Consider the following 25,141-nt stretch of genomic DNA (forward strand, 5'->3'; position numbering starts at 1 on the left):
CTCCGCAAAATCCGGCGGAGGGCGCCGCGCGGCCGTGCCGCGCCAGCTCCTTTTAGAATTTGAAATCGAGCTTGATGGCCCCGACAACCTGCGCCTCATCCTGCGCTTCGAACTCTTCAGAAAGCCACGTCAGACCATAAAAAACATGGTGTTTCTGGCCACGCCAATGCACACCGGCACGCACCCGACTGCGCATATCCTCTAGCGCGATGCCGCGGTCTTCCGGCAGGAACACGCTGTCAAAAACATGTGCCACATCTGCACCAGCCACAAAGCTCCAGCCCGGCTGATGGTTGCGAATCGTGCGATAGCGATGACCGGTCACCCAGTCCCGCACCAAAAGCTCACCTTCGCCAAATTTGCCGATGGTCAGGTCAAATCCGGCGCGCACAAGGCTTTCGTCACCGGCACGTGCCTCAACAAACGGACGCAAGCGGGACTGCCCGCCCATCCGCACTTCACGGCCAATCTCTGCCACACCGCGCAGACGCCAGGTGTTGGGAATTTGAGCGGCCCGCACTTCAGGTGAGGATTGGGACACATTGATCAGGTCGTGAATGGCGTTTTGCAGCTCATCCAGATGGGTCATTGGGCCAATGGCCACCAAATCGCCACCCAATGCGAATTCCGTACCGCTGCGCTGAAAATGCGTGTGCACACCGGCGCTCAACATCCCTGCAAACGGACGATCAGAGGGGCTTGGGTTCACAAGCGATCTGGGCGCAATCACCTCGCCCCCCAGGCGCAGCTCTAAAATATCGCCTGCCGCTTCCGGCAACGCGCCGTCCCAATCATATCCCCAGACACGGCTGGTGCCATAGGAGCCGGTGCGCCAGCGGTCAAACCCGTCGCCAATCACATCATTCACAAGAAGGTTGCCAAACCCAAGATAGCTGCGCCCCTCTGCCATCGCAGAATGCGCAGTGAATCCGGCAGTGACTCCAATTGCAACAACAGTCGCAAAAATGCGCGCCAACATGGTTTATCTCCAGCGGTAGTTTCCTTGGCGCTGCATAAAGCACACAAGCGCTTAAAGAACCTTTGAGCGCTCCAGTCAGGTGAAGTTAAGGAAACTTTGCGGCAAAATAGCATCAAAGCCGCGCAGTGCGCCCGGCGCGGTTCAGAACAGCTCCGCCTCGCGCGCAATCAGCGCCGCTTGCGTCCGGTTCGCGGCACCAATCTTGCGGTAGAGATTTTTCACATGCAGCTTGATTGTCGGCTCTGACAGATCAAGATCACGCGCGATCTCTTTGTTGGCTTTGCCTTCAGCAAGCCCCTGCAGAACTTCCATTTCGCGTTTGGTGAGCTTTTGCGCAATCGGGTGACGCTCTGTGCTTATCGCCTCTTCGGTCAGCAGGTCCGCAGGCACAAATTGCTCCCCTGCCGCCATAAACCGAATGGCATTGACCAAAGATTTGGCTGGCAAGGTTTTGGGGACAAATCCGGCAGCGCCCGCCGCCATCGCCCGATGCACCACGTCGCGTGAGGCTTCACCGGAAATCAGCGCCACCCGCGGGGAAACCTTATGCGCAAGCACTTGCTTCAACCCGTCCAGACCGCGCATACCCGGCATATTGTAATCCAGAAGCACAAGATCGAAGTCAGCCGTTTCATCCAATGCGGCGAGCGCACCATCCAGATCGGAAACCCCGACGGTCGACATCGCACCGGCCGCTTCCACAAACGCCACCACGGTATCTCTCAAGAGATCATGATCATCAGCGATTAGTATCTTCAACAACTCACTCCGCGCTTCGTACTGGACATATCTCGCCCAGCCCCGGAAACTGCAAGGGTTTGATATCCCCATTTAAGCCGAGAAAAGTGAAGCATTTACTGCCGCGAAACACCATCACTGTTTTTCAACCTTAGCGAATATGTGACCATCCCTCGCCACCTTACGCGAGGTTAAATCGAAAACCTACCCCTTTGTATAGGAGGTTTATCCTCATGCTCACGTGCACCATCGAATCCAAGCAGTTAACGCTAACGTCAAGCAAACGAGGCGGCAGAAAAATGCGACCAAAAACATCCGCGACTTTCGCGCTTGCACTCAGCTTGTTGCTACCACTCACGACAGCCCTCCGGGCTGCCGACGCCATGGACACGCCATCCGGAAGCGTCATCCTGACTGTGTCGGGCACGATCGACAAAACCAATGTCGACGACACAGCTCAGTTCGATTTGGAGATGCTGCGCGAATTACCGGCAGCCTCCATTTCAACATCGACCATATGGACCGAAGGGGTTCTTATGTTCACGGGTGTACCGATAGCGTTGTTGCTTGAAGAATTGGGGAATTCTGGCAACACGCTTCGGGCCTCCGCGATTAACGACTACACCATCGAGATCCCAGTTGCTTCGCTTGAAGGCGACGCGCCCATTCTGGCCTATGAAATGAACGGTGACACCATGCACCGCCGTGAAAAAGGCCCGCTCTGGGTGATCTACCCGTTTGATTCCGATGAGAAATATCGCACATCGCAAATCTACTCGCGCAGCATTTGGCAACTCGACAGAATTGAAGTCATCGACTAGCTTTTGCGCATGTCGCAAAGCCTGTCACGAGTCTTTCCACGAGCCCAAGGGCTCCTCAGCGCGCCGCAAGCGTATGTTTAAGTATGTGGGTTGGTTTTGGTATATTCGCGCGAACGCAGCATGACGGGTCTCTGTCCGGTACCGGAGGCAAAGCCGTGAGCGCGCGCTCCGGACAAACCGCGCAGGATCACGCCACGCAACGCCGCCACGCGACGCGGGCGTCCCTTTCCCCAGATCGCTCTCCCTGGCGCCGCCGCCTCAGCATCGGCCTCATCGTGCTTGTCTGTGTGCTGACAGTCTTCTCCGCTTACGCCGCTTATGAGGTGCTCTCCAACTTCCGCGAGGTGCGCGCCAAAGCCTCCGATGACGTGGACTGGTCCCTCAACCAGGTCGAGCTGGAAAGCCGCGATTTCACCACCGCTCTGGAAACCGCCATTCTGGATCCGGAAGGCGGCCTCGCCCGCCTGCGGCTGCGCTATGACATTCTCTACAGCCGCGTCACCACGCTGGCGACCTCGCCCGTCTACCTGCGCCTGACCTCGGTGCCGGAGTTTGATGCCGCGCTGGAGCGTGTGCACAGTTTTGTCATCGACACGGTGCCGATCATTGACGCGCCCGATGCCGAACTGCGCGCCGCCTTGCCGCAACTCACCAAAGACTCAGCGCATCTGCGCAACGACACCCGCACCCTGTCCCTGAAAGGGCTGACCTTCTTCGCCGAACAGGCAGACCGCCAGCGCGCGCAAGTGGCAGACACGCTGCTGCGCCTGACCGCCCTGATCGCCCTGCTCCTCGTCGCCCTGCTTGCGCTGGTCATCCACGCCTTCAACAACTACCGACTCGCGCGCCAGCACGGCCAGGCCCTGACCGAAGCCAACAACCGCATGAGCACCATCCTCACCACCTCGCTGGACGGCGTGCTGGTGACCGACGGCGAAGGCCGCCTGCTGGAATTCAACAAAGCCTGCGAAGACATGTTCCAATACAAGTTTGAGGACATTCGCGGCCAGAATGTGATCGACCTGATCGCCCCGCCTGGAACCGACGCCATCCACAAGGCCGCGATGGAACGCATTCGCAACGGCCAGTCCGACCATTTCGCGGGCCGTGGCCGCATCCGCTCGGATTTGCGGCGCGCCGACGGCACGCTCTTCCCCGGCGAAATCTCCGTGGAAGTTGCCGAAGAAGACGGCCGCCCGATCCTTTTGGGCTTCATGCATGACATTTCGGACCGCGTCGCCGCCGAGCAGGAGCTGGTCAAAACCCGCGATCAGGCGCTGGCTGGCGAGCGCGCCAAAGCAGAGTTCCTCACCGTGATGAGCCACGAAATCCGCACGCCGCTCAACGGCATGCTCGGCAATCTCAGCCTGCTCAACGACACCGCCCTGACCACCGCGCAAACCCGCTACATCCGCAATATGGAAATCTCGGGCCGCGTGCTCATGCGCCATGTGGACACGGTGCTTGATATCGCCCGCCATGAGGCCGGTGTGCTCAATATCTCACTGGCCTGCACAGACCTGTCGGTTCTGCTTCAGGAGCTGGTCGACAGCCAACTGAGCGCAGCCTCCGCGCGCGGCAACGCCCTCAGTTGGCGCTGGGAAGGGGCCCCGCGCGCCTGGGTGCGCACCGACCGCGCCGCGCTGGAACAGGTGCTTCTCAATCTGATCGGCAATGCCATCAAATTCACCAACAAAGGCGCCATCACGGTTGAGGTTGAGGCGCTGCCCGAAACCATCGACGACACGCCGGTGATCGAGCTGCGCGTCTGCGACACCGGCATCGGCATAGCCGAAGACCGTCTGGACAAGGTGTTTGAGGATTTTGTCACCAACGACACCGGCCTTGGGCAAGTGCCCGGCGGCACCGGTCTCGGCCTTGGCATCGCACGCCGCATCGTCACCGCCATGGGCGGCACACTTGGGGTTGAAAGCACCGAAGGCCAAGGCAGCGTGTTCTGGGTGCGCCTGCCCATGGCACCGGGCCGCCGCCCGCCCCAGCACGCCGAGGAAAGCGCACCCGCCACCGCCATCAAACGCCGCGTTCTGGTGGTCGAAGACAACGCCATCAACCGCGAACTGGCCGAAGAAATGCTGCGCAATGCCGGCCATGAGGTGATCGTTGCCGCTGATGGCGAGCAGGGTCTGGAACAGGCCAACGTGGCCGCCTTTGATGTGATCCTGATGGACATTGCCATGCCGGTGATGGACGGGCTGATGGCCACCCTCGCCATTCGCGGCGGCAACGGCCCCAACAAACACACGCCGATCATTGCGGTCTCCGCCAATATCCTGCCAACCGAACGCCTGCGCCTGAAAGAAGCCGGCATGAACGGCTTCCTCGCCAAACCTCTGGATCGGGCGGCCCTGCAGGACACGTTGCAAACCCTGAGCACCGCCAAAGCCTCGGGCGAAGAAGACGGCGCAAAAACAGCCTCCGTGGCTGTCGACATCAAAACCCTGACCAACAACCGGTCCGGCCTGCCTACAGACACGTTTGCTCGGCTGCTCACCCGCTTCCTCAACGAAGGGGACACGCTGCGCGACGCGATCGCCGCGCCCGACAGTGACCCCGCCACCGTCGCCAAAATGTGCCACAATCTGGCAGGGGCCGCGGCGGTCTTTGGCGCGCGCAGCCTGCACGCACAGCTGGTCGAAGCCGACACCGCCGCCAAAATGCAAGACGACAGCGGGTTTGAGCGCGCCTTGGCCGCTTTCCCTGCGATCTGGAGCGAGACCCGCGCCGCGCTGATGGATCACCTGCCCTCAGACGCGGCCGAATGAGACCGCGCTAAGGCATCTCCGCACCCGTTGTGGGTGGAAAGCTCTGCAACGCTTCCAGAAACCAGCCCAGCGCCTGTCCGCGTCGCGGGCCGCTGCGAAACACCACAGCCATCGAGACAGGGCCTTGGTCTGGAAAATCCAACACGTCAAAACGGGCACGGAAATGGCGGCTCTCCGCATAGCTGGCCGCCACCATTCCCACCGCATCGCTGCGCTCCACAACCCCGGCGGCCATCGCGAAGTTCTGCATGATATGCAGCCGCCTTAGCAGGTCGCCCTCCATCTGCGGCATCACATTTTGCATCTGTTCCGCATAAGGTCCGCTGGTCTCAGGCACGATCAGCGGCAAGCCCACCAAATCCCGCGCAGTGACTTGCCGCCCAAGCAAGGGATGCTCGTGGCGCACAAACAACCGCACTTGCAGCGGTGCCAAAGCCTCCGCGCGCGCGCCCGGCTCCGCCATCAGCGGGCGCGAAGGCCCGATAAACGCATCAAGATCCCCCTGACGAAAGAGCTGCAGCCCCGCTTCAAACGAGGTGCCCCGCACATGCACCCGCACATCCGGATGCGCATTCACCAGAGACCACACAGCGCGGCTCATCAACCCTTCCATGGAGCTTGGCGCAATACCGATCCGCAGCACCTGCTCGCGCGTTTGCCGCGCCGCATCCACATCCGAGGTGAGCTGATCCACATCCGCCAGAATACGGGCCGCGCGATCCACAAACTGTCGACCCTGCGCAGTGGCAGCCACCCCGCGCGCGTGGCGGTAAAACAGAGCGGTTCCAACCTCTTGCTCGACATCGGCCACCGCCTTTGTCACCGCCGACTGGGTCACATTCAGCGCCCGCGCCGCAGCCGAGATTGCCCCCTGCCGATCCACCGCCACCACATAGCGCAATTTGGTCAGGTTCATGGCCTCTCCTTGCCATTCCAAAAACGAATAGCTTGCGACAACATTGAATTTGCCAGATATCTACGTCAACCCGATACTGGCGCAGGATCCGGGGGCCGCAGAGGCTGGCCAGAGGCCGGATTGGAGGAGACTACCATGAGCGCAGCCGCCATCGTGGCAGGTGTTGGCATGATCAAATTTGCCAAACCCGGTGCATCTGAAAGCTATGACCAAATGGGCGCCGCTGCCGTGCGGGCCGCGCTGAAAGATGCAGGCCTCAGCTACGCGGATATTCAGCAGGCCTTTGCAGGCTACGTCTACGGCGACAGCACCTGCGGGCAGAAGGCGCTTTATCAGGTTGGCATGTCCGGCATCCCGATCATCAACGTCAACAACAACTGCTCCACAGGCTCGACCGCGCTCTATATGGCGCGGCAGGCCGTGGAGAGCGGCATGGCAGACTGCGTGCTGGCTGTTGGCTTTGAACAGATGCGTCCTGGTGCTCTGGGCAGCCATTGGACCGACAGGCCGACGCCCTTTGATGATTTTGACACGGCCTGCGACACGCTGGTCGGCCACGCCGAAGTGCCGCTGGCACTGCGCTATTTTGGCGGCGCGGGGCAATCACATATGCAGAAATACGGCACCGAGCTGGCTGACTTTGCCAAGATCCGCGCCAAGGCCTCCCGCCACGCGGCGCGCAACCCGCTTGCCCTGTTCTCACAGGAGCTGTCTGAGGAAGAGGTGCTCGCCGCGCCCGTGATGTGGGATGGGGTCATGACCCGCCTCATGGCCTGCCCGCCAACCTGCGGCGGGGCGGCGGCTATTCTCTGTTCGGAGCGTTTTGCCGCCAAACACGGTCTGGACACCACCGTCCGGATCAAGGCGCAGGCCATGACCACCGATTACGCCTCCACCTTTGAGGCACAGGATATGATGCAGGTGGTGGGCTATGACATGACCGCAGCAGCAGCGCAGCAGGTGCAGGAGGCCTCCGGCATCGCGATCGAGGATGTGGATGTGGTCGAGCTGCATGACTGCTTCGCCCACAACGAACTCATCACCTACGAAGGGCTTGGCCTCACGCCGGAAGGCACCGCGCAGAAGTTCATCGCAGATGGCGACAACACCTATGGCGGCAAATATGTCACCAACCCCTCCGGCGGCCTGCTGTCCAAGGGCCACCCGCTGGGGGCCACCGGCCTTGCGCAATGTTATGAGCTGACCCACCAGCTGCGCGGCACCGCAGAGGCGCGGCAGGTCGAAGGCGCCCGCACCGCGCTTCAGCACAACCTTGGCCTTGGCGGCGCCTGCGTGGTCACGCTCTATCAGGCGGCGTGAGGCAGGGCGGATGGGCATCTTTGATCGCAGCGCCAAGGGTCACATCACCCCCGTCATCGAGGTCACCATCGAACGCGGGGCGCTGATCTTCTTTGCCGAAACCATCGGCGAGACCAACCCCGTCCACCTCGACACCCGTGCCGCCCGCGCCGCCGATCATCCCGACATTCTCGCCCCTGCCACCTACGCTGTAGTGGTGGGCACATTGGCCGGACAAAAGGCCAAACGCCGCGGCCAGCCGGACATTCTGGAGTTGATCAACGGCGATCTGCGCGTGCTCCTGCATGGCGCAGAAGACTACACCTACCACGGGCCGCTCTACGCCGGAGACACGGTGCAGGTCGAAAACGAGATCACCGGCTTCAGCGACCCCAAAGGCGGCAAACTTGAGATCGCCCATATCACCACCCGCATCAGCCACCCCGAACGTGGCCTGCTGGTTGAGGCCAATCGCGCTCTGATCCACCGCCTGAGCTAAGGGAGAGACATCATGACCACGACGATCGCAATCGCCCGCACCCCCGCCACCGCTCAGGTCGGCGACCACCTGCCCCCGCTCACATTCGGCCCGATCAGCCGCAAAACCCTCGCGCTCTATGCCGGAGCCTCAGCGGATCACAATCCGATCCACATCGATCTGGATTTTGCCCGCGAGGCTGGCATGGACGATGTCTTTGCCCATGGCATGCTCTCCATGGCCCAACTCGGCCGCCTCGTGACCGGCTGGGCCGGGCAAAGCCGCCTGCGCGGCCTCTCCAGCCGCTTCACCGCGATTACCCCTGTGGGCGCCACCGTCACCTGCACCGGCACTGTCAGCGACCGGCTTGAGCAACACGGCCGCGTGCTGCTGACCCTTGCGCTCGCCGCACATATTGATGACGGCACCAGAACCCTGCGCGGCGAAGCCAAGGTCTGCGGCACCCCCTGATCCCGCGCGCACAGCATATCAAGCGAAGCGCCCCTTCTAGACAGACAACAAGGACCTCAAATGCCCAACCACATGTGGATGACGGCGGACCACACCGCCTTTGCAAATAGCGTCAGCCGTTTCATGGCCGAAGAGGTCATCCCCAACAACGCCGCATGGTCCGCGGCCGGCGTGGTGCCCAAAGATCTCTGGCGCAAAGCCGGTGACCTTGGCATCCTCGGGGCCACCTTCCCCGAAGCCCACGGCGGCCTTGGCCTGTCACGCCACTTTGACGCCATCACCTTTCTGGAACAGACCAAAGCCGGAGACAGCGGCTGGGGCGTCTCGGTCCACAACATCGCCGCCCATTACATCACCGCCTTTGGCTCTGAAGAGCAGCAGGCCCGCTGGCTGCCCGACCTTGCCGCGGGGCGCAAAGTCGCCGCCATCGCCATGACCGAACCGGGCACCGGCTCCGACCTGCAGGCGGTGAAAACCACTGCCATCCGTGACGGCAATGAATATCTGATCAATGGCTCCAAAACCTTCATCACCAATGGCGCGACCGCCGATCTGATCGTGCTGGTCGCCAAGACCGACCCATCCGCCAAAGGTAGGGGCGTCTCGCTGATCATTGTCGAAACCGAAGGGCTTGAGGGCTTCACCGTCGGCCGCCGCCTCAAAAAGATGGGCATGAAGCGCAACGACACCGCCGAGCTTTCGTTTCAGGATGTGCGCGTCCCGCTGACCAACCTTCTGGGCGCGGAAGAAGGCCAGGGGTTCATCCAGCTCATGAAACAGCTCCCATGGGAGCGCCTGATCCTTGGCTATATGGCGCTTGGGGCCTCGCAATGCGCGCTCGACCACACGCTGGCTTATGTGAAAGAGCGCAAAGCCTTTGGCCAGCGCGTCATGGATTTCCAGAACACCCGCTTCAAACTTGCAGAATGCGCCACCAAGATCGAACTGCTCGCTGCCTTCTGCGATCAATGTCTGACCGAGCTCGACACAGGCCAGCTCACTGCTGAAAAAGCCGCCATGGCCAAGTGGTGGGGCACGCAAACCCAATGTGAAATCGTCGATGAATGCCTGCAGCTGCACGGTGGCTACGGCTATATGTCGGAGTATCCGATCAGCGAACTCTACACCGACGCACGCGTGCAAAAGATCTATGGTGGCACCAATGAAATCATGAAAGAGGTGATCGCCCGATCTCTGGATCTCGACTAAGGACCACCCACATGAGCAAACTCACAGGAAAGCTGACAGGCAAAACCGCCTATATCACCGGCGCAGGCAATGGCATCGGCCGCGCCGTCGCCCTGAAACTCGCCCGCGAAGGCGCCAATATCGTCGTCAACGATCTCGAAGAGGCCCCTGCGCAGGCCGTGGTCGATGAAATCACCGCAGCGGGCGGCAAGGCCATTGCCGTGCCCGGCTCCGTCACTGAGGACGGCTTTGCCGAACGCTTCATTGGCGCAGGCGTCTCTGAGTGGAACGCGATTGATATCATCGTCAACAACGCCGGTTACACTTGGGACAGTCTCATCGGCCATATGACCGACGACCAGTTTGACGCCATGATGGATGTGCACGTCAAAGCGCCCTTCCGCATTCTGCGCGCCGCTTCCGGCTTCATCAAAGGCGCCGCCACCCAAGAGGCTGAGGCGGGCCAAGAAGTCTTCCGCAAGGTGGTGAACATCTCCTCCATCGCGGGCACCGGCGGCAATGTCGGTCAGGCCAACTATTCTTCAGCCAAATCCGCCGTGCTGGGCCTCACCAAAACGCTGGCCAAAGAATGGGGCCGCTTTAAGGTGAATGTGAACTGCGTCGCCTTTGGCTATATCGAAACCCGCCTCACCGAGGCCACCAATGAGAAGAAATCCATCACCGTGGATGGCAACACTGTCGGCATCGGCATCCCCGAAAAGGTCGCCACAGGGTTTGCCGCCATGGTGCCACTGGGCCGTCCCGGCACACCTGAGGAAGCCGCCGATGGCGTCTATCTCTTCTGCTGCCCCGAAAGCAACTATGTCAGCGGCCAGACCTTGACGGTTGGTGGCGGTCTGAACGGCACCTAACCCTCCTTCCGCCCGGCAACGCCGGGCCGCGCCCGACCCTCCCCACGGGAGGGCGCATTCGCTTCCTCCCAGGGTCAGGCGCGCCCCTACTCACCAGTCTCAGACCGCACATCAGAAGGTGAAATCATGCTCCAAGGCACCCGCATCATCGAAATCGAAGGCCTCGGCCCCGGCCCCTTCGCCGCCATGCTGCTCGCGGACCTTGGCGCAGATGTCATCACCATCCACCGCAAAACCGCCGCCGCGATCACCGCAGATCAATCCGTGCTCGATAGGGGCAAACGCTCCATCGCGCTTGATTTGAAAGATCCCGGGGATCTCGCCACCGCCAAGGCGCTCATCGCCTCCGCTGACGCGCTGATCGAAGGCTTCCGGCCCGGCGTGATGGAACGCTTGGGCCTTGGCCCCGAAGCCTGCCACGCCGACAACCCCGCGCTGGTCTATGGCCGGATGACCGGCTGGGGCCAGACCGGCCCCCGCGCCCAGAGTGCCGGGCATGATCTCAACTACATCGCCCAATCCGGCGCGCTTTGGTATGCCTCAGAGCCAGGCACCCCGCCCATCACCCCCGCTACGCTAGTGGGCGACATTGGCGGCGGCGCGCTTTATCTGGTGATCGGCATCCTCTCCGGCATTCTCAACGCACGCACCTCTGGGCGTGGCACCGTGGTGGACGCCGCCATTGTGGACGGCTCCGCCCACATGATGACCCTGCTCATGGCCCTGCGTCAGGGCGGCGGCCTGTCAATGGAACGTGGCCACAGCCTGCTAGATGGTCCGCATTGGTCGCGCAGCTATCTCTGCGCCGATGGCGGCCATGTCTCCGTGCAATGTCTGGAGCCTCAGTTCTACGCCGAATTTCTAGAGAAGATGGGTCTGAGCGACGATCCGGAATTTGCCCGCCAACACGACGCCACCCTCTGGCCCAAGCTCACCGCGCGCCTCTCGGACCTCTTCCTGTCAGAGCCGCGCCTGCATTGGGACAGCCTGTTCTCCGGCTCAGACGCCTGCGTCGCCGTGGTGCTTTCGCCTGAGGAAAGCGCGCAGTCTCCGCAGATGGCCGCGCGTCAGGTCTGGCATCATCCGGACGGCAATCTGCAAGCCGCCCCTGCCCCGCGATTTGATGGGAAGGTGGCAGAGGTCAACCCGGCCCCCAAACGTGGCGAACACACGGCGGAGATTCTCGCGGAATTGGCCCAATCCCCGCGTCAAGAGCGCTGATCGGCCTGCCGCAACGCGCGGTCCGGTCATAAAAAAGAGGCGCGCAAAAACGCACCTCCGCAAAACAGTCGCGATACAGACGCAATACCGACGTTAAAAAACGTGGTTAACGCGGGCTCAGCGCCCACGCAACGCGTCGATCATCAGCTGTACATTCTCAGGGTCTGCATCCGGTGTGATGCCATGGCCAAGATTGAAGATATGCGGCCCGTTGCTGAAGGCATCGACAATCTTGCGGGTCTCATCCACCAGCGCCTGACCGCCTGTAACCATATGGGAAGACTTGAGATTTCCCTGCACGCAACCATCAACCTGCACATGCTCTGCGGCCCATTCCGGCGTCACGCCATCATCCAGCGCCACACAATCCGCGCCCGTCGCCTTGGCAAAGCCCACATAGCGCTCACCCGCGCCACGCGGGAAGGCAATGATCGGCACATCCGGATGCTTCGCCTTCAGCTCCGCAATGATTTTCTTAGCAGGTTCAAGGGCATAGCGGTCAAAATCCGCTCCCTTCAGAGAGCCCGCCCAGCTGTCAAACAGCTTCACAACCTCCGCCCCAGCCTCGATCTGCTTTGACAGATAGTCGATGGTCCCTTCGGTCAAACGATCGATAATCGCCTGAAACAACTCGGGATTTTCGTCCTTCAACTGATGCGCTGGCCCCTGATCCGGCGTCCCCCGCCCCGCAACCATATAGGTCGCCACCGTCCAGGGCGCCCCGGCAAAGCCAATCAGCGTGGTTTCCTTGGGCAGCTCCCGACGCAGGATCCGAACAGTTTCATAAACAGGATCAAGGGTTTCGTGGATTTCACTGGCCGGTTTCAGCTTGTCAAAATCCGCCTGAGCTTCGATGGTTGAAAGCCGTGGACCTTCCCCCGTGACAAACCACAAATCCGCCCCCAACGCCTGCGGCAAAAGCAGGATGTCAGCAAACAGAATAGAGGCATCAAAGCCATAACGCCGGATCGGCTGCAGTGTCACTTCGGCGGCCAATTTGCTGTTATAACAAAGGGATAGAAAGTCACCCGCCTGCGCCCGCGTGGCGCGATACTCCGGCAGATAGCGCCCCGCCTGCCGCATCATCCAGATCGGCGGCGTGTCCAGCGTCTCACCCGCCAATGCGCGCAGGATCGTCTTCTCGGCCATGGTTTCCCCTTTCCAATGTGTCGCCTTCGTCGTCTGGCACCAGCGTCAAGATGTCAAGGCCAGAGCGCTTGTCAGGACACCCTGTCGCGGCTATCCCTGCGCCATGACCGTGACATTGCCCTCCCCCGACTCGACGCTGAAAATCGGCACCCGTGGCTCCCCCCTAGCCTTGGCGCAAGCCTATGAAACTAGGCGCAGATTGATGGCTGCCTTCGATCTGCCTGAGGCCGCATTCGAGATTGTGGTGATCACCACATCCGGTGACAACGCGCAGCTGATTGCCAAAGACAAACCGCTCAAAGAGCTGGGTGGCAAAGGGCTTTTCACCAAAGAAATCGAAGAGGCCATGCTTGCGGGCAGCATCGACATCGCGGTCCACTCGATGAAAGACATGCCTGTCCTGCAGCCAGAGGGCCTGCTGCTCGACACTTACCTGCCCCGCGAAGACACCCGCGACGCGTTTGTGTCGCCCAATCACGCCTCTCTGGCGGATCTGCCCGAGGGCGCAACGGTCGGCACCTCCAGCCTGCGCCGCCGCGCACAGCTCCTGAATTACCGCAATGATCTCAATGTGGTAGAGTTCCGCGGCAACGTGCAAACCCGCCTGAAAAAGCTCTCAGACAACGTCGCGGATTGCACCTTCCTCGCCATGGCGGGCCTCAACCGCTTGGAGATGTCTCACATCGCCACCAGCGCCATTGAGCACGAAGACATGCTGCCCGCCGTTGCCCAAGGCGCCATCGGCATCGAGCGCCGCGCCGAAGATATGAACACCGCCGCGATGCTGGAAGCCATCCATGACACGCCCACCGGCCAGCGTCTGGCCGCGGAACGCTCTTTCCTAGCCGCGCTCGATGGCTCTTGTGAAACCCCAATCGCGGCGCTCGCCGAGCTTGATGGCAATACGCTCCGCCTGCGCGGCGAAGTTCTGCGGCCTGATGGCTCTGAAAGCCTCAGCGACGATCAGACCGCTCAGATCGAAGATGGTGCAGAGCTCGGAAAAACCATGGCCGCTCAATTGCTTGAGCGCGGCGGCCCCGGTTTTTTTGACTGGCGCTGATCTTCAATATCCGCCTGAGCAAACAAAAAAGCGCCGGTTCTCACCGGCGCTTTTCTTATGTCAGACCCACTTTGCCAGCGGCGGCAGGCTCATCAAAACCGCGTTGGCATCATGGCCGGTCTCAAGCCCAAACTTGGTGCCGCGATCATAGACGAGATTATACTCAGCATAGAGCCCACGATGCACCAGCTGCGCGTCTTTCTCCGCATCGCCAAATCCCTGCACACGTCGCTTTTCAATCAGCGGCAAGAAGGCTGGAAGAAACGCACGGCCAATGTCCTGAATAAACGCAAAATCCGCTGCCCAATCACCGGTGTTATGGTCATCCAGAAAAATGCCGCCAACCCCGCGCGCCCGATTGCGATGCGGAATGTAAAAATACTCGTCTGCCCAGGCCTTTAGCCGTGGATACTGCGCCTCGCCATGCTTGTCGCAATGTGCCTTCTGGACAGTATGGAAATGCGCCGTGTCCTCATCATATTCGAGACAGGGATTAAGGTCGGATCCGCCGCCAAACCACCAGCCGTGCGGGGTCCAGAACATCCGCGTGTTCATATGCACTGCTGGGCAATGCGGGTTCTGCATATGCGCCACAAGACTGATGCCCGAGGCCCAGAAGCGCGGATCTGTCTTCATCTCGGGAAAGCCTTTGCGCGCCGCCATTGCCGCCTGCGCACGCTCGCCCAATTCGCCATAAACCGTGGAAACGTTGACGCCGACTTTCTCAAACACGCGCCCACCGCGCATCACTGACATCAGGCCGCCGCCCGCGTCAGAGCCATCTGCGCTGGCGCGTTTGGTCTCGGTCACCTCAAAGCGCCCCGCCGTTTGATCGGCATAGGGACCCTCGGCATGGGTATCTTCAAGCCCTTCAAAAGCCGCGACAATTTCATCGCGCAACGAGCGGAACCACGCGCTCGCGGTTTGCTTTTCAGTCTCCATCGATGCGCTCATGCTCGCCTCTTTGTCTGTTCAGATGGCCGCCACGGTCCAATGTCGACCGGCGTCAATTTTGTTTAATGTGCCGGTGTGCTGACCGTATCGAGAAGCGAACGGCCGCCATCAACTGTCACGATTTGGCCGGTCATGAAGCCGGACGCTTCCGAGGACAGGAACTGCACCGCATCGGCCAGCTCTCCCGGCGCCGCGATCCGGCCAAGGGGGGTGTGCTGTTCAATCTCATTGCGGCAATCGCGATTGTCCTTCAGCGCGGTCTGCAGGCTTGCCGACATCACCGAGCCAATCGCAACCGCATTCACGCGAATCCGTTCCGGTGCCAGCGCCACAGCCATCGCCCGCGTCATCTGATCCAGCGCCGCTGTCGCAATGGAATAGCCGAGCAGATCAGGCTGTGAACGTTGCGCCGCAATCGAAGAGAGGTTCACGATCGCCCCGGCAGAGCCCTCTTCCTTGCCTTCGGCCTGTTTGATCATCCGCTTGGCCACAATCTGGCTGAGCTTCAGCGAGGTCATCAGGTTTTGTTGCAGCATCAGCTCAACGGACGCATCATCCGGATTGAGCGGGTCACTGGTTGTCACTTGCCGGCAGCCATTGATCAAAATATCAATCTGATCGAAGGCATCAATGGTGGCTGAGATCAGATTGTTTATCGTCAGCTTCTCACGCAGATCGCCTGCGAAGGTGCGCACATTGCCCTCCTCAGGGCGCGTGCCAAACTCTGTGCAGAGCCGCTCTTCGTCCATGTCGGCAAACATGACATTGGCACCGTGCTCCACAAAATGCCGCCCCACCGCCAGCCCGATCCCGTTGGCCGAGCCGGTGATAATCGCGGTCTTACCTGCAATTGAAAATGACATCTACGATCCCCATCACGCTGCCATGTTGTCGGCTCAAAAGCCTGCCTCAGCCGCGTGTGCGACTGGGGCGCTGCGCCTTTAGTACCTTGAAACGCGTATCTCCGGCAACGTCTTCGACCTCTTTGAAGGCCTCGCGCAGCGTTGCTTCATACGGCAGATGCCGATTTGCCACCATCCAAAGCTGGCCGGACGGCGCAAGCATCTTGGCGGCTGCATGGATGAAAGACTTGCCCAGATCCGGCTCCGCTTTCCGCCCGGTGTGAAACGGCGGGTTCATCACCACCGTATCCACGCGATGTCCGGGTTTGAAGTTTGTGGCATCAGCCCAATGAAACTGCGCCCGCACGTCGGCCACATTGGCTTCTGCGCAGTCCAGCGCCGTGTGATCCGCTTCGACAAGATGCAAAACCTCAACACCATCACGGCGCAGAATATGTGACGACAAAAAGCCCCAGCCCGCCCCAAGATCGGCGACAACACGTCCAAGTTTGGCTGGCAGCGCCTCAACCAGCATGGCCGAGGCCGGATCCACGGCATCTGCGCTGAAAACGCCCGGACGCGTGGTGAACCCACCTGCGATCTCCGTGGTCTCACCAGCCTTCCAGTCCGCGAAATCTCCGCCTTCAAACCAGAACAGCCGACCATGGGCTTTGGTGAAGGCCCCGTGCACATCCGCCCGTTTGCGGCACTCTTTGTAAAGGCTGTCGACACCATCGGTTTTCTGCCCGTCCACAATGACAAGCGGCGCAACCGCACAGGCGCGGGCAATCAGATCGCGGGCCAGCGCTTTGGCGCGCGGCAGCACAACCAGAGCTGCAGCATAGGAACCTTGCTCCATCACCTCAGCTCTATAGCCGACCTGCGCAAAGGCATCATGATCCGGCTTCAGCGGCTGAATGATGGTGCTCCGATCACGCGGCAACGCGCTGAGGTCGTAGCCAACGCGTGGCGCAAAAACGGCAATATGCCCTTCCGACGGAAGGGCGAGGCCGTGTTCATCAACGGCCAGGGACAATCTGCTGTGAGACATTGCTCTTTGGTGACACGGCGCGGACCGGTCACTCCTTCTCCATGGTGCATTGCAACGGATGCTGGTGACGTTGCGCCAGATCCATCACTTGCGTGACTTTGGTCTCGGCAATCTCGTGGCTGAACACACCAACCACCGCCACACCCTTCTTATGCACGGTCAACATGATTTCAAACGCCTGCGCGTGGGTCATCGCAAAAAAGCGCTCCAGCACATGCACCACAAATTCCATCGGCGTGTAGTCGTCATTCAGCAGCAACACTTTGTAAAGCGGCGGCTTTTTAGTGCGCACGCGCGTGTCCAGCGCGACCCCGAGGTCACCGCCGTCATCGTCGCCCATGCTCATGAGTACGTTCGGAAAGGTCATTTTCACAAGAATCCGGTCTGTGGTTAGCTGTTTATATAGCCTGTCGATGGTGTAAGAAAAGAGGTCTCACTCAATCGGACTGAATTCATGGCCCGGACGCTCACCACCATCGGCTTTGACGCTGACGACACCCTTTGGCACACAGAGCGGCTCTTTCGTTTGACGCAGGAGCGGTTTGCCGAATTGCTGGCTGATTTCACTGAGCCTGCGCACCTGCATGAACGCCTGCTTGAGGCCGAGCGACGCAATGTGGGTCACTATGGTTTCGGGGTGAAAGGCTTTGTGCTGTCGATGATAGAGACAGCCATCGAAGTCACCGATGAAACAGTGCCCGCCTCAGTGATCGCAGAGCTGATGGCTTGCGGGCGCGACATGCTGGCCCATCCGATAGACCTTCTGCCCGATGTGGCAGACGTGGTCGGCGGCCTGTCAGACACGCACCGGCTGATCTTGATCACAAAAGGCGATCTGCTCGATCAGGAGCGCAAACTGGCGCAATCCGGTCTGGGCGAGCTGTTCTCCTGGGTCGAGATCGTCAGCCACAAAACCGAGCAGGTCTATGCAGAGACTTTTGCGCGCCATGCGGACGGCCCTGCGCAGGCGATGATGGTGGGCGACTCGATGAAATCCGACATCCTGCCCGCACTTGCCGCCGGAAGCTGGGCTGTGCATGTGCCAAACGGCCCCGCCTGGGCGCTGGAGCAGGCTGAAATGCCCAAAAACAACGCACGCTTTGTGGCGCTTTCACAACTCTCGGGCCTTCCGGAAGTTATAAATAACATCAAATGATACCGAATCTGTGCAGGTGTTGGGGTGGATGCAGATGTGGCCACAACATCTTCGAGAGGTCATCTCTATAGCTGAAAACCTCAATAAACATTCACTTTCCTCAATCCGATGCCTGTGTTAGCCTCTTCTCAACAATAAAGGTCAGACCGGAAAACCGGCGATCAGAGGCAGTAAAGGGCAGTTCTCGTGAAGGCGCGGCGTTTTGAGTCGGCCCGTTTTGGGCTATTTTCGGCAGCACTTGTGGTGTGTGTTGCTCTGACCACTTTGGCGGCCTCTGCGGCGCCATATGCAGCCATGGTGATTGATGCACGCGACGGCAAAGTCCTGCACAGCCGCAACGCAGACACCCGTCTGCACCCTGCCTCTCTGACCAAGATGATGACGCTCTACATCGCCTTTGAGGCGGTGGAGAATGGCGAAATCAGCCTCGACACAAAGGTCAAGATTTCCCGGAATGCAGCGGCAGAGCCGCCCTCCAAGCTTGGCCTGCAATCCGGCCAGAGAATCGCGCTCCGCTATCTGATCCGCGCGGCGGCTGTGAAATCCGCCAATGACGCGGCCACCGCGATTGGCGAGGCTATCGAAGGCTCAGAGGCGGCGTTTGCCCGCCGCATGAACCGCACCGCCAAGGCGCTTGGCATGTCCAACACCACATTCAAAAACGCACATGGTCTGACAGAGACCGGCCACATGTCCACCGCGCGAGACATGACCACGCTGGGCCGCCACGTGCTCTATGACTATCCGGAGTACTACAACCTCTTCTCCCGCCGCTCCACAAGCGCGGGCATCAAGACCGTGAACAACACCAACCGCCGCCTGCTGAACGCCTATCGCGGCGCGGATGGGATCAAGACCGGCTATACCCGCGCGGCGGGCTTTAACCTCGTGGCCTCCGCAGAGCGCGGCAGCAAGCGCATAATTGCCACCGTGTTTGGCGGCCGTTCCACAGCCACCCGCAACGCAAAGGTGGCGGAACTGCTCGACCTTGGCTTCACCCGCTCCGCCAGCCGCGTTGCCCTGAGAAAACCGGGACGTCCGGATTACATCGGCTCCTCCAAAGGCGCGGGCAAAACCATCCGCGTGGCCACCGCCGTGAAAAAGTCGCTGCGCCCCAAGCTGCGCCCGACCGCTCCGACACCGGAAGAGGCGCCAGCTGTGGTTGCAAAGGCCGCAACGCCGGATCCAACCATTGTGGCTGCGGCCAATGTGATCGAGCATGACATTCAATCCGCGCTTCTGCAGGCGCAGGAAACAACCGGCGCCACCTTGGCAAGCGTTGAACCGGAGCCGACACCACCGCCTCAGCCCAAGGTCGTCACCCGCATCTCAACCGCAGGCGGCAGACACTGGGGCATCAACGTGGGCCGTTACGGCAGCCGCTATGCGGCGGAGAAAATGCTGCTCAAAACCGCGCTGGCGGAAATGGCCACACTGGATGGCAGTCTCCGCAAAGTTGTCAAAAACACCCGCGGGTTTGAGGCCAACTTTATGGGGCTGTCCAAAGAAACCGCAGACCTCGCCTGCCGCCGTCTGCAGGCCCGCCAGATCACCTGCTATACGCTTGGCCCCAGCTAACGCGCGGAACCATCCCACAAAAGAAAACGCCTTCCATTGAGCATGATGGAAGGCGTTTTCTTTTGTGGATAGCTTTCAGGCCGCGCTCAGCCCTTGGGCTTGTCATCATATTGCCCGGACAGGATGCGCTGAGCATTGCCTTCCGGATCGTCATATTGATCGGAACGCACCGTATAGAGAAAGGCAACAAGGCCGACGCCGCCCAACAACAGCGAGATTGGGATCAGGTAAGACAGAACTTGCATTTTATCACCTCAGGCGCAGCGCATTGAGCGATACTGTAATGGAAGAGGAAGACATCGCCAATGCGGCAATCAACGGGGTCGCCAACCCGGCAACCGCCAAAGGCACAGCGATGATATTGTAAACCGTCGCAATACGGAAATTCTCCCGAATGCGCCGTGTCGCGGATTGCGCCGTTTCAATGGCCATTGGGATCGGTGCAAGATCACCGCCAAGCAGCACGATGTCAGAGGCCACACGCGCCGCATCCAGCGCTGTGGCCGGAGAGATCGACACATGCGCCGCCGCCAGAGCTGCGGTGTCGTTCAGGCCATCCCCGACCATCAGGACGTTCTTGCCGCCTGCCGCCAAGGCTTGCACGCGCTTTGCCTTGTCCTCCGGCAAGGCTTCTGCAACCCATTCGGAAATGCCCAAACGCTGCGCAAGACTCTCCACCGCGCCGGAGGAGTCACCCGACAGCAGAATGATCTCTTTGCCAGTGTTCTTCAGCGCGGCCACGGCCTCCTCGGCCCCCTCACGCAATGCGTCTGCAAAGACAAATGCACGCGCATCGCCTGCGCCAAGGCTCAGGTAGGCCGCCGTTTGCGCGCCTGCTTCTGCACCAACCCAGCTTGCGCGGCCAAGGCGCACCAACTGGCCATCATGAGTTCCTTGCGTGCCATAGCCGGGCACCTCTTCGATATCGCGCACGTCCGCCGGGGCAACACCAGCCGCCTGCGCCGCTTTCGTCAGCGCAACACTCAGCGGATGGGCCGACCCCCGCGCCAGTGCCAAAGCAACCGACAGTTCATCTGCTTGGAATGCGTCAAGATTTGTCAGTTCGGGTGTGCCGGCGGTCAACGTGCCGGTCTTGTCAAAAACCACCGTGTCGACTTGCGCCAGACGTTCCAAGGCGGTGCTGTGTTTGATCAGCATACCTTTGCGAAACAAGCGCCCGGAGGCGGCGGTTGTCACGGCAGGCACCGCGAGGCCCAAGGCGCAGGGACAGGTGATGATCAGCACTGCCGCCGCGATATTGAGCGCCGTGCGCATATCAAAGGTGTAAAGATACCAGCCCAAAAAGCTCAGCGCCGAAAGGATATGGACACCCGGCGCATAAAGCTTCGCCGCCTTATCCGCCAATGAGGTGTAGTTGGACCGTCCCGCCTCAGCGACAGCCACCAGATCCGCCATGCGATGCAGGCTGGTCTGATCCCCCACCGCGCTGGCGCGGATCATCAACGGCCCTGTCAGGTTCACTTCACCAGCGCTGACTCCCAACCCAGGTTCCGCAAAGACCGGCAGGGTTTCGCCCGTCAGCAAAGAGCGGTCCAACTCTGAACGCCCTTCAACAATCTCGCCGTCAACCGGCATGCGCCCGCCGGGCCGCACCAATATCAGATCACCAACGCGCAACTCCTGCACGGCGACGGTCTCTTCCTGCCCGTCCTGCACACGAATGGCCCGCAGCACTTCAAGCGCCGCCAGTTCCTCAGCGGCCGAGCGTGCCACGGCCCGTGTGCGGTGATCCAGATAGCGCCCCGCCAGCAGGAAAAACACCAGCGTCAGCGCCGCATCAAAATAGGCGTGTTCGCCAGACAAAGACGTTTCCCAAAGCGAGGTCACAACCGCCAGAAGGATCGCCAGAACGATCGGCACATCCATATTGAGGCGGCGATGCTTCAAAGCGCTCCATGCATGGACAAAAAACGGCTTGCCGGAAAACACAATGGTCGGCAGCGCAATGGCTGCTGAAATCCAGTGGAACAGATCACGCGTTGCCGCCTCAGCCCCTGACCACACAGACACAGACAGCAGCATCACATTCATGGAGGCAAAGCCCGCCACAGCCAGCCGCATCAGCAGGTCACGCCCTGCCTTGTCGGTCTGGGTCGCACTTAAAGTACCTGCATCGAGCTCATGGGCTTCATAGCCCACGCGTTCCAAAACGTCTGTCAGCATTTCCGGCGTGACGTCAGCCTCAGCCTCGATAGAGGCGCGCTTGAGCGTGAGGTTCACCCGCGCTGAAGTGACACCGGCCACCTTGGAAAGCGCCCCTTCAACTGTTGCGATGCAGGCTGCGCAGTGCACCCCGGGAACAGACAAGGCAATGCGCGCGCCTTCCTCTGCCATGGCCCCTTCGGCCAAGGCTTCCGCCGCCGGGGCTGCATCGCAGGCCGGACAGGCAGAGAGATGGGGGCGCGCAACTGCGGTCATCAGATCAGCTCTTCTCGACTATCAGCACCACGCGTTGCTCAAACGCGGTGCCATCAAGGGCATTGGCTTTCATACGAATGTTCCAGTTGCCCGGAGCCAGCTCCTCGCGCGCCACATAAGCGGTGCCATCAAACTGAAACTCAGGCTCGCGGTCATCCTTCACATGGGTCGCCCGTCCAAGCACCGCATGCAGGTTGCTAACCTGCACAGGGCGCCCGCTTTCGTCGGTGACGGTCAGGATCAACAGACCACCTGTCGCCCGCGCGGTGACGTCCCAGCCAAGCGCTTCCTGTGCTGTGCGGCGTTCGTCAAACTCCTGACTGGCCACATAGGAGTTCTTCACCTCCAGCCCGGGAAAGGTCTTCACCGCGCTGAAAGCCAGCACAAGATTGACCGCAATGATCACACCGAATGCGCCGACAAAAACCAATGCCGCATGGCGTCCGGTGAATTTCTTCTCAGCCATCACTGGCCCTTTCCGTTAAAGATCGTGTCTTTGTAAACCCGATCGCCGTTGCCCGTGTCCTCAAACCAGAAGCGGAATGGTGTGCTTTCGCCATCCGCTGGCACGGACCCTTTTGGAGCCACAACATACACACGTTGGATGCGCATTTCATCCGCTTCGACCTGAACCGCCTCATAAGGCGTGCCTTCAAGCTGCACCCGCAGCGCCGGATCGCCCTTCAGAGAAATACGGAACATGCGCGGCTCATGGTGTTTGTTGCGCAGCCGCACCTCATAGGTGTTGCGGATCGACCCGTCAGAGAGGGTCACATAGGTCGGATTGCGCACTGGCGCCACCGTGGCTTCAATATCGGAGCGCAGGAAAAGCGCCACAATCAAGGCGATGCCAACCGCGGCCCACATGGTGGTGTACATAATCGTCCGCGGACGCAGCGCATGCTGCCACACAGGCTTTGGTGCCTCGCCAGCGCGTTCACGGCCTTCATCTGACAACGCCAGATAATCGATCAGCCCGCGAGGTTTGCCGATCTTGTCCATGATGTCGTCACAAGCATCGATGCACAGCGCGCAGGTGATGCACTCCATCTGCTGGCCATCACGAATGTCGATCCCCACAGGGCATACGTTCACGCAGGCCATGCAATCGATGCAGTCCCCCTGCTCGCTTGCCGCATCCCGCTTGCCTTTGCCACGCGGCTCACCGCGCCATTCACGATAGCCGACGGTGAGGGTATCCTCATCCATCATCGCCGCCTGAATACGCGGCCACGGGCAGGCATAGATACAGATCTGCTCACGTGCAAAGCCACCAAAAGCAAAGGTTGTCGCCGTCAGGATCGCCACCGTTGTGTAGGCCACCGGGTGTGCTGCACCGGTCACCAGATCCACTGCCAGCGTGGGCGCATCTGCGAAATAGAAGACCCAGGCCCCGCCGGTCGCCACTGCAATCAACAGCCACGCCAGCCATTTGGTCAGACGCAAACGGATCTTACGCGCATCCAGCTTCTCTTGCCGATGCAGGCGCAGACGGGCGTTGCGGTCCCCTTCGATCCAGCGCTCCACAAGTATGAACAGATCGGTCCAAACGGTCTGCGGACAGGCATAGCCACACCACACACGCCCAAGCGCGGAGGTGAACAGAAACAGGCCAAGCCCGGCCATAATCAACAGCCCCGCAACGAAATAGAACTCATGCGGCCAGATCTCGATCATGAAGAAGAAGAAGCGGCGGTTCGCGATATCCACCAGCACCGCCTGATCCGGCAGGCTCGGCCCACGGTCCCAACGCAGGAACGGCGTGAGGTAGTAGATGCCAAGCGTCACCGCCATGATCCACCACTTAAGATTACGGAACATACCATGGACGCGCTTGGGGAAAATCGGTTCGCGTTTGGCGTAAAGTGACGGTGCAGGACTGTTGCTCACGGAATCACTCTCTGGCTATTGGAGGCAAAATCAGTCTTCACCTATCATAGCACTTCAGGACATTGACCTGTGTCAAATGGCGCATCTGATAGACATATTTTTCAGGGACTTAAGCCATTTCATGCCGCATCTGCGCAGGTGTCGCACCGGTCCAGGTGTGAAAGGCGCGATAGAAGGAATTGGGGTCCTGATAGGCCAGCAAATAGGAGATTTCTTCAACGCTCATGGCCTGATCGCGCAGATAGTGCAGCGACAAATCAGAGCGTGTTTTGTCCAGAACCTGCTGGAACGTCATGCCTTCTGCCTTCAGGTGCCGCTGCAGGCTGCGACGGCTTGTCACAAGCTTTTCGCTCACCGCATCCACAGAGGCCCGACCGGCCGGCAACAGCTCCAAAAGCGCGCTGCGTACTCGCGCAGACATCGCCGTATTGCGGCGCTGCTCGGCAAGCTGGCGCGTCAGCTCGCGCTCAAATCCGGCCCAGAGCTGCGGGCTTTCCGAAATCAAAGGGCGGTAGGCATCCGTTTTTGCCATCACCAAACGCGGACGGCGGCTCAGGACAGCCTTGCGCCCGAAAAAGCGGTCAAACTCCTCTTGATCGCTCACAAAAGCGGGCATGCCAACTTCGACCGGCAGGAAGTCCACACCCGTAAAGGTCCGCCCCAGCTCCAGAAAATAGACCATCTCGAAGGCGGCCATCCCATCCGGCATGCGCAACTTGGGATCAGCCACTTCGATCTCCAGCGTCACCGTGCGCTCGGTCTCGCTGGTGATCAGTCGCACAGGCGCAACAAGGGGCTTGAAGACCGCAAGCCGCTCAAGCCCAGTGGCGATGTTGGGGCTGCAGGAAAACGCAAAAACCGCCGGCACAATGGGGCCCTGCGCCATGGCGCGTGCCATCTCCAGGATCATGCGCGGCTCCTTGGCCTGCGCCAGCATGGCCTCCCACAGATCAAACACCTGCTTGGCCGACAACGCACGTCCCTCAAGGGCAAACAGATCCTTGGGCAGCCCGCAGGCGTGAAGCATTTCAGAGGTCGAAATGCCAGCTGCCTCCAAAAAGGCGGGCACAGATTTCTGGACGGGATAGCGGGTGTGCTTGTTCATCGTGACCTCCTGCACTCTCTCCAAATTTAGGAGACGCCATCGCTGGAACCAAGCATGTGGCGCGATTTGCAAGAACTTTCTTGGGGAATTTGGGGTGCCAATCTCTTCAGGAAACGCGCGAACAGGACGAAAAGACTGGCACCCGATGCCC

Annotated in this window: 24 protein-coding genes; 11 read left to right on the top strand and 13 right to left on the bottom strand. The window is 60.4% G+C overall.

Translation table 11 applies throughout. The features are described 5' to 3' along the window. Positions 1–52: 52 nt before the first annotated feature. Positions 53–979, bottom strand: coding sequence for a lipid A-modifier LpxR family protein (locus ACO07T_RS07065; protein ID WP_422048811.1), 927 nt, complete (start codon positions 977–979; stop codon positions 53–55). Between the two features lie 141 nt (positions 980–1,120). Further along, a complete protein-coding gene (locus tag ACO07T_RS07070) occupies positions 1,121–1,738 on the bottom strand; it encodes a LuxR C-terminal-related transcriptional regulator (protein ID WP_422048812.1) in 618 nt (205 codons plus the stop codon). A 212-nt stretch (positions 1,739–1,950) separates the two neighbouring features. Between ACO07T_RS07070 and ACO07T_RS07075 the strand changes: the two genes are divergently transcribed. Next, positions 1,951–2,538 (top strand): molybdopterin-dependent oxidoreductase, encoded by a 588-nt coding sequence (locus ACO07T_RS07075; RefSeq protein WP_247743965.1) that lies wholly within the window; start codon positions 1,951–1,953, stop codon positions 2,536–2,538. Between the two features lie 155 nt (positions 2,539–2,693). Beyond that, on the top strand, positions 2,694–5,321 hold the full coding sequence (locus tag ACO07T_RS07080; protein WP_422048813.1) for an ATP-binding protein: 2,628 nt from the start codon (positions 2,694–2,696) through the stop codon (positions 5,319–5,321). A 7-nt stretch (positions 5,322–5,328) separates the two neighbouring features. Here ACO07T_RS07080 and ACO07T_RS07085 read toward each other — a convergent pair whose 3' ends face one another. After that, on the bottom strand, positions 5,329–6,237 hold the full coding sequence (locus tag ACO07T_RS07085) for a LysR family transcriptional regulator (RefSeq protein ID WP_422048814.1): 909 nt from the start codon (positions 6,235–6,237) through the stop codon (positions 5,329–5,331). Between the two features lie 135 nt (positions 6,238–6,372). On the opposite strand from ACO07T_RS07085, the gene ACO07T_RS07090 reads away from it, so the two are divergent. The 6 genes from ACO07T_RS07090 (at position 6,373) to ACO07T_RS07115 (ending at position 11,766) form a co-directional block, all read left to right on the top strand. After that, positions 6,373–7,557 carry a lipid-transfer protein gene (locus tag ACO07T_RS07090; RefSeq protein WP_422048815.1) on the top strand — a complete coding sequence of 395 codons (1,185 nt, stop codon included), beginning with the start codon at positions 6,373–6,375 and terminating at the stop codon, positions 7,555–7,557. 10 nt (positions 7,558–7,567) lie between these two features. Then, on the top strand, positions 7,568–8,035 hold the full coding sequence (locus tag ACO07T_RS07095) for an FAS1-like dehydratase domain-containing protein (protein WP_422048816.1): 468 nt from the start codon (positions 7,568–7,570) through the stop codon (positions 8,033–8,035). 12 nt (positions 8,036–8,047) lie between these two features. Then, positions 8,048–8,485 carry a MaoC family dehydratase gene (locus tag ACO07T_RS07100; RefSeq protein WP_422048817.1) on the top strand — a complete coding sequence of 146 codons (438 nt, stop codon included), beginning with the start codon at positions 8,048–8,050 and terminating at the stop codon, positions 8,483–8,485. Between the two features lie 60 nt (positions 8,486–8,545). After that, the gene (locus tag ACO07T_RS07105; protein WP_422048818.1) at positions 8,546–9,694 is read left to right on the top strand and encodes an acyl-CoA dehydrogenase family protein; all 1,149 of its coding nucleotides are present in this window, start codon (positions 8,546–8,548) and stop codon (positions 9,692–9,694) included. A gap of 11 nt (positions 9,695–9,705) precedes the next feature. Further along, positions 9,706–10,545 carry an SDR family NAD(P)-dependent oxidoreductase gene (locus ACO07T_RS07110; protein ID WP_422048819.1) on the top strand — a complete coding sequence of 280 codons (840 nt, stop codon included), beginning with the start codon at positions 9,706–9,708 and terminating at the stop codon, positions 10,543–10,545. 126 nt (positions 10,546–10,671) lie between these two features. Next, positions 10,672–11,766 (top strand): CaiB/BaiF CoA transferase family protein, encoded by a 1,095-nt coding sequence (locus tag ACO07T_RS07115; protein WP_422048820.1) that lies wholly within the window; start codon positions 10,672–10,674, stop codon positions 11,764–11,766. 117 nt (positions 11,767–11,883) lie between these two features. Here the strand turns inward: ACO07T_RS07115 and hemE are convergent, their stop codons facing one another. Then, positions 11,884–12,915 (bottom strand): uroporphyrinogen decarboxylase, encoded by a 1,032-nt coding sequence (gene hemE / locus ACO07T_RS07120; protein WP_422048821.1) that lies wholly within the window; start codon positions 12,913–12,915, stop codon positions 11,884–11,886. Between the two features lie 103 nt (positions 12,916–13,018). On the opposite strand from hemE, the gene hemC reads away from it, so the two are divergent. Beyond that, positions 13,019–13,975: a hydroxymethylbilane synthase gene (gene hemC, locus ACO07T_RS07125; RefSeq protein ID WP_422048822.1), complete on the top strand. Its 957-nt coding sequence runs from the start codon at positions 13,019–13,021 to the stop codon at positions 13,973–13,975. A gap of 60 nt (positions 13,976–14,035) precedes the next feature. Here the strand turns inward: hemC and hemF are convergent, their stop codons facing one another. The 4 genes from hemF to clpS form a co-directional block, all read right to left on the bottom strand. After that, the gene (hemF, locus tag ACO07T_RS07130) at positions 14,036–14,929 is read right to left on the bottom strand and encodes an oxygen-dependent coproporphyrinogen oxidase (RefSeq protein WP_422048824.1); all 894 of its coding nucleotides are present in this window, start codon (positions 14,927–14,929) and stop codon (positions 14,036–14,038) included. Positions 14,930–14,991: 62 nt separating this feature from the next. Next, the gene (locus ACO07T_RS07135) at positions 14,992–15,792 is read right to left on the bottom strand and encodes an SDR family NAD(P)-dependent oxidoreductase (RefSeq protein ID WP_209064239.1); all 801 of its coding nucleotides are present in this window, start codon (positions 15,790–15,792) and stop codon (positions 14,992–14,994) included. Between the two features lie 46 nt (positions 15,793–15,838). Beyond that, positions 15,839–16,822 carry a class I SAM-dependent methyltransferase gene (locus ACO07T_RS07140; RefSeq protein WP_422048825.1) on the bottom strand — a complete coding sequence of 328 codons (984 nt, stop codon included), beginning with the start codon at positions 16,820–16,822 and terminating at the stop codon, positions 15,839–15,841. Positions 16,823–16,850: 28 nt separating this feature from the next. After that, positions 16,851–17,189 (bottom strand): ATP-dependent Clp protease adapter ClpS, encoded by a 339-nt coding sequence (gene clpS, locus ACO07T_RS07145; RefSeq protein ID WP_209064232.1) that lies wholly within the window; start codon positions 17,187–17,189, stop codon positions 16,851–16,853. 87 nt (positions 17,190–17,276) lie between these two features. Here clpS and ACO07T_RS07150 point away from each other — a divergent pair, with 87 nt between their 5' ends. Continuing rightward, positions 17,277–17,978, top strand: a complete 702-nt coding sequence (locus tag ACO07T_RS07150) for an HAD family hydrolase (RefSeq protein WP_422048827.1) — start codon at positions 17,277–17,279, stop codon at positions 17,976–17,978. Between the two features lie 186 nt (positions 17,979–18,164). Further along, positions 18,165–19,556, top strand: coding sequence for a D-alanyl-D-alanine carboxypeptidase family protein (locus tag ACO07T_RS07155; protein WP_422048828.1), 1,392 nt, complete (start codon positions 18,165–18,167; stop codon positions 19,554–19,556). Between the two features lie 86 nt (positions 19,557–19,642). Here ACO07T_RS07155 and ccoS read toward each other — a convergent pair whose 3' ends face one another. The 5 genes from ccoS to ACO07T_RS07180 all read right to left on the bottom strand — a co-directional run bounded on the left by ccoS (position 19,643) and on the right by ACO07T_RS07180 (position 24,990). Further along, complete coding sequence (gene ccoS, locus ACO07T_RS07160) at positions 19,643–19,801, bottom strand: cbb3-type cytochrome oxidase assembly protein CcoS (RefSeq protein ID WP_209064227.1); 159 nt, start codon at positions 19,799–19,801, stop codon at positions 19,643–19,645. Between the two features lie 4 nt (positions 19,802–19,805). Continuing rightward, positions 19,806–21,995 carry a heavy metal translocating P-type ATPase gene (locus ACO07T_RS07165; protein WP_422048829.1) on the bottom strand — a complete coding sequence of 730 codons (2,190 nt, stop codon included), beginning with the start codon at positions 21,993–21,995 and terminating at the stop codon, positions 19,806–19,808. A 4-nt stretch (positions 21,996–21,999) separates the two neighbouring features. Beyond that, the gene (locus tag ACO07T_RS07170; protein WP_422048830.1) at positions 22,000–22,461 is read right to left on the bottom strand and encodes a FixH family protein; all 462 of its coding nucleotides are present in this window, start codon (positions 22,459–22,461) and stop codon (positions 22,000–22,002) included. Further along, positions 22,461–23,885, bottom strand: coding sequence for a cytochrome c oxidase accessory protein CcoG (ccoG, locus tag ACO07T_RS07175; RefSeq protein WP_422048831.1), 1,425 nt, complete (start codon positions 23,883–23,885; stop codon positions 22,461–22,463). Before ccoG ends, ACO07T_RS07170 begins: the two co-directional genes overlap by 1 nt. 109 nt (positions 23,886–23,994) lie before the next feature. Continuing rightward, a complete protein-coding gene (locus ACO07T_RS07180; protein WP_422048832.1) occupies positions 23,995–24,990 on the bottom strand; it encodes a helix-turn-helix domain-containing protein in 996 nt (331 codons plus the stop codon). Positions 24,991–25,141: the final 151 nt, after the last annotated feature.

Source organism: Shimia sp. (assembly GCF_965227725.1).
Classification (GTDB): Bacteria; Pseudomonadota; Alphaproteobacteria; order Rhodobacterales; family Rhodobacteraceae; genus Shimia.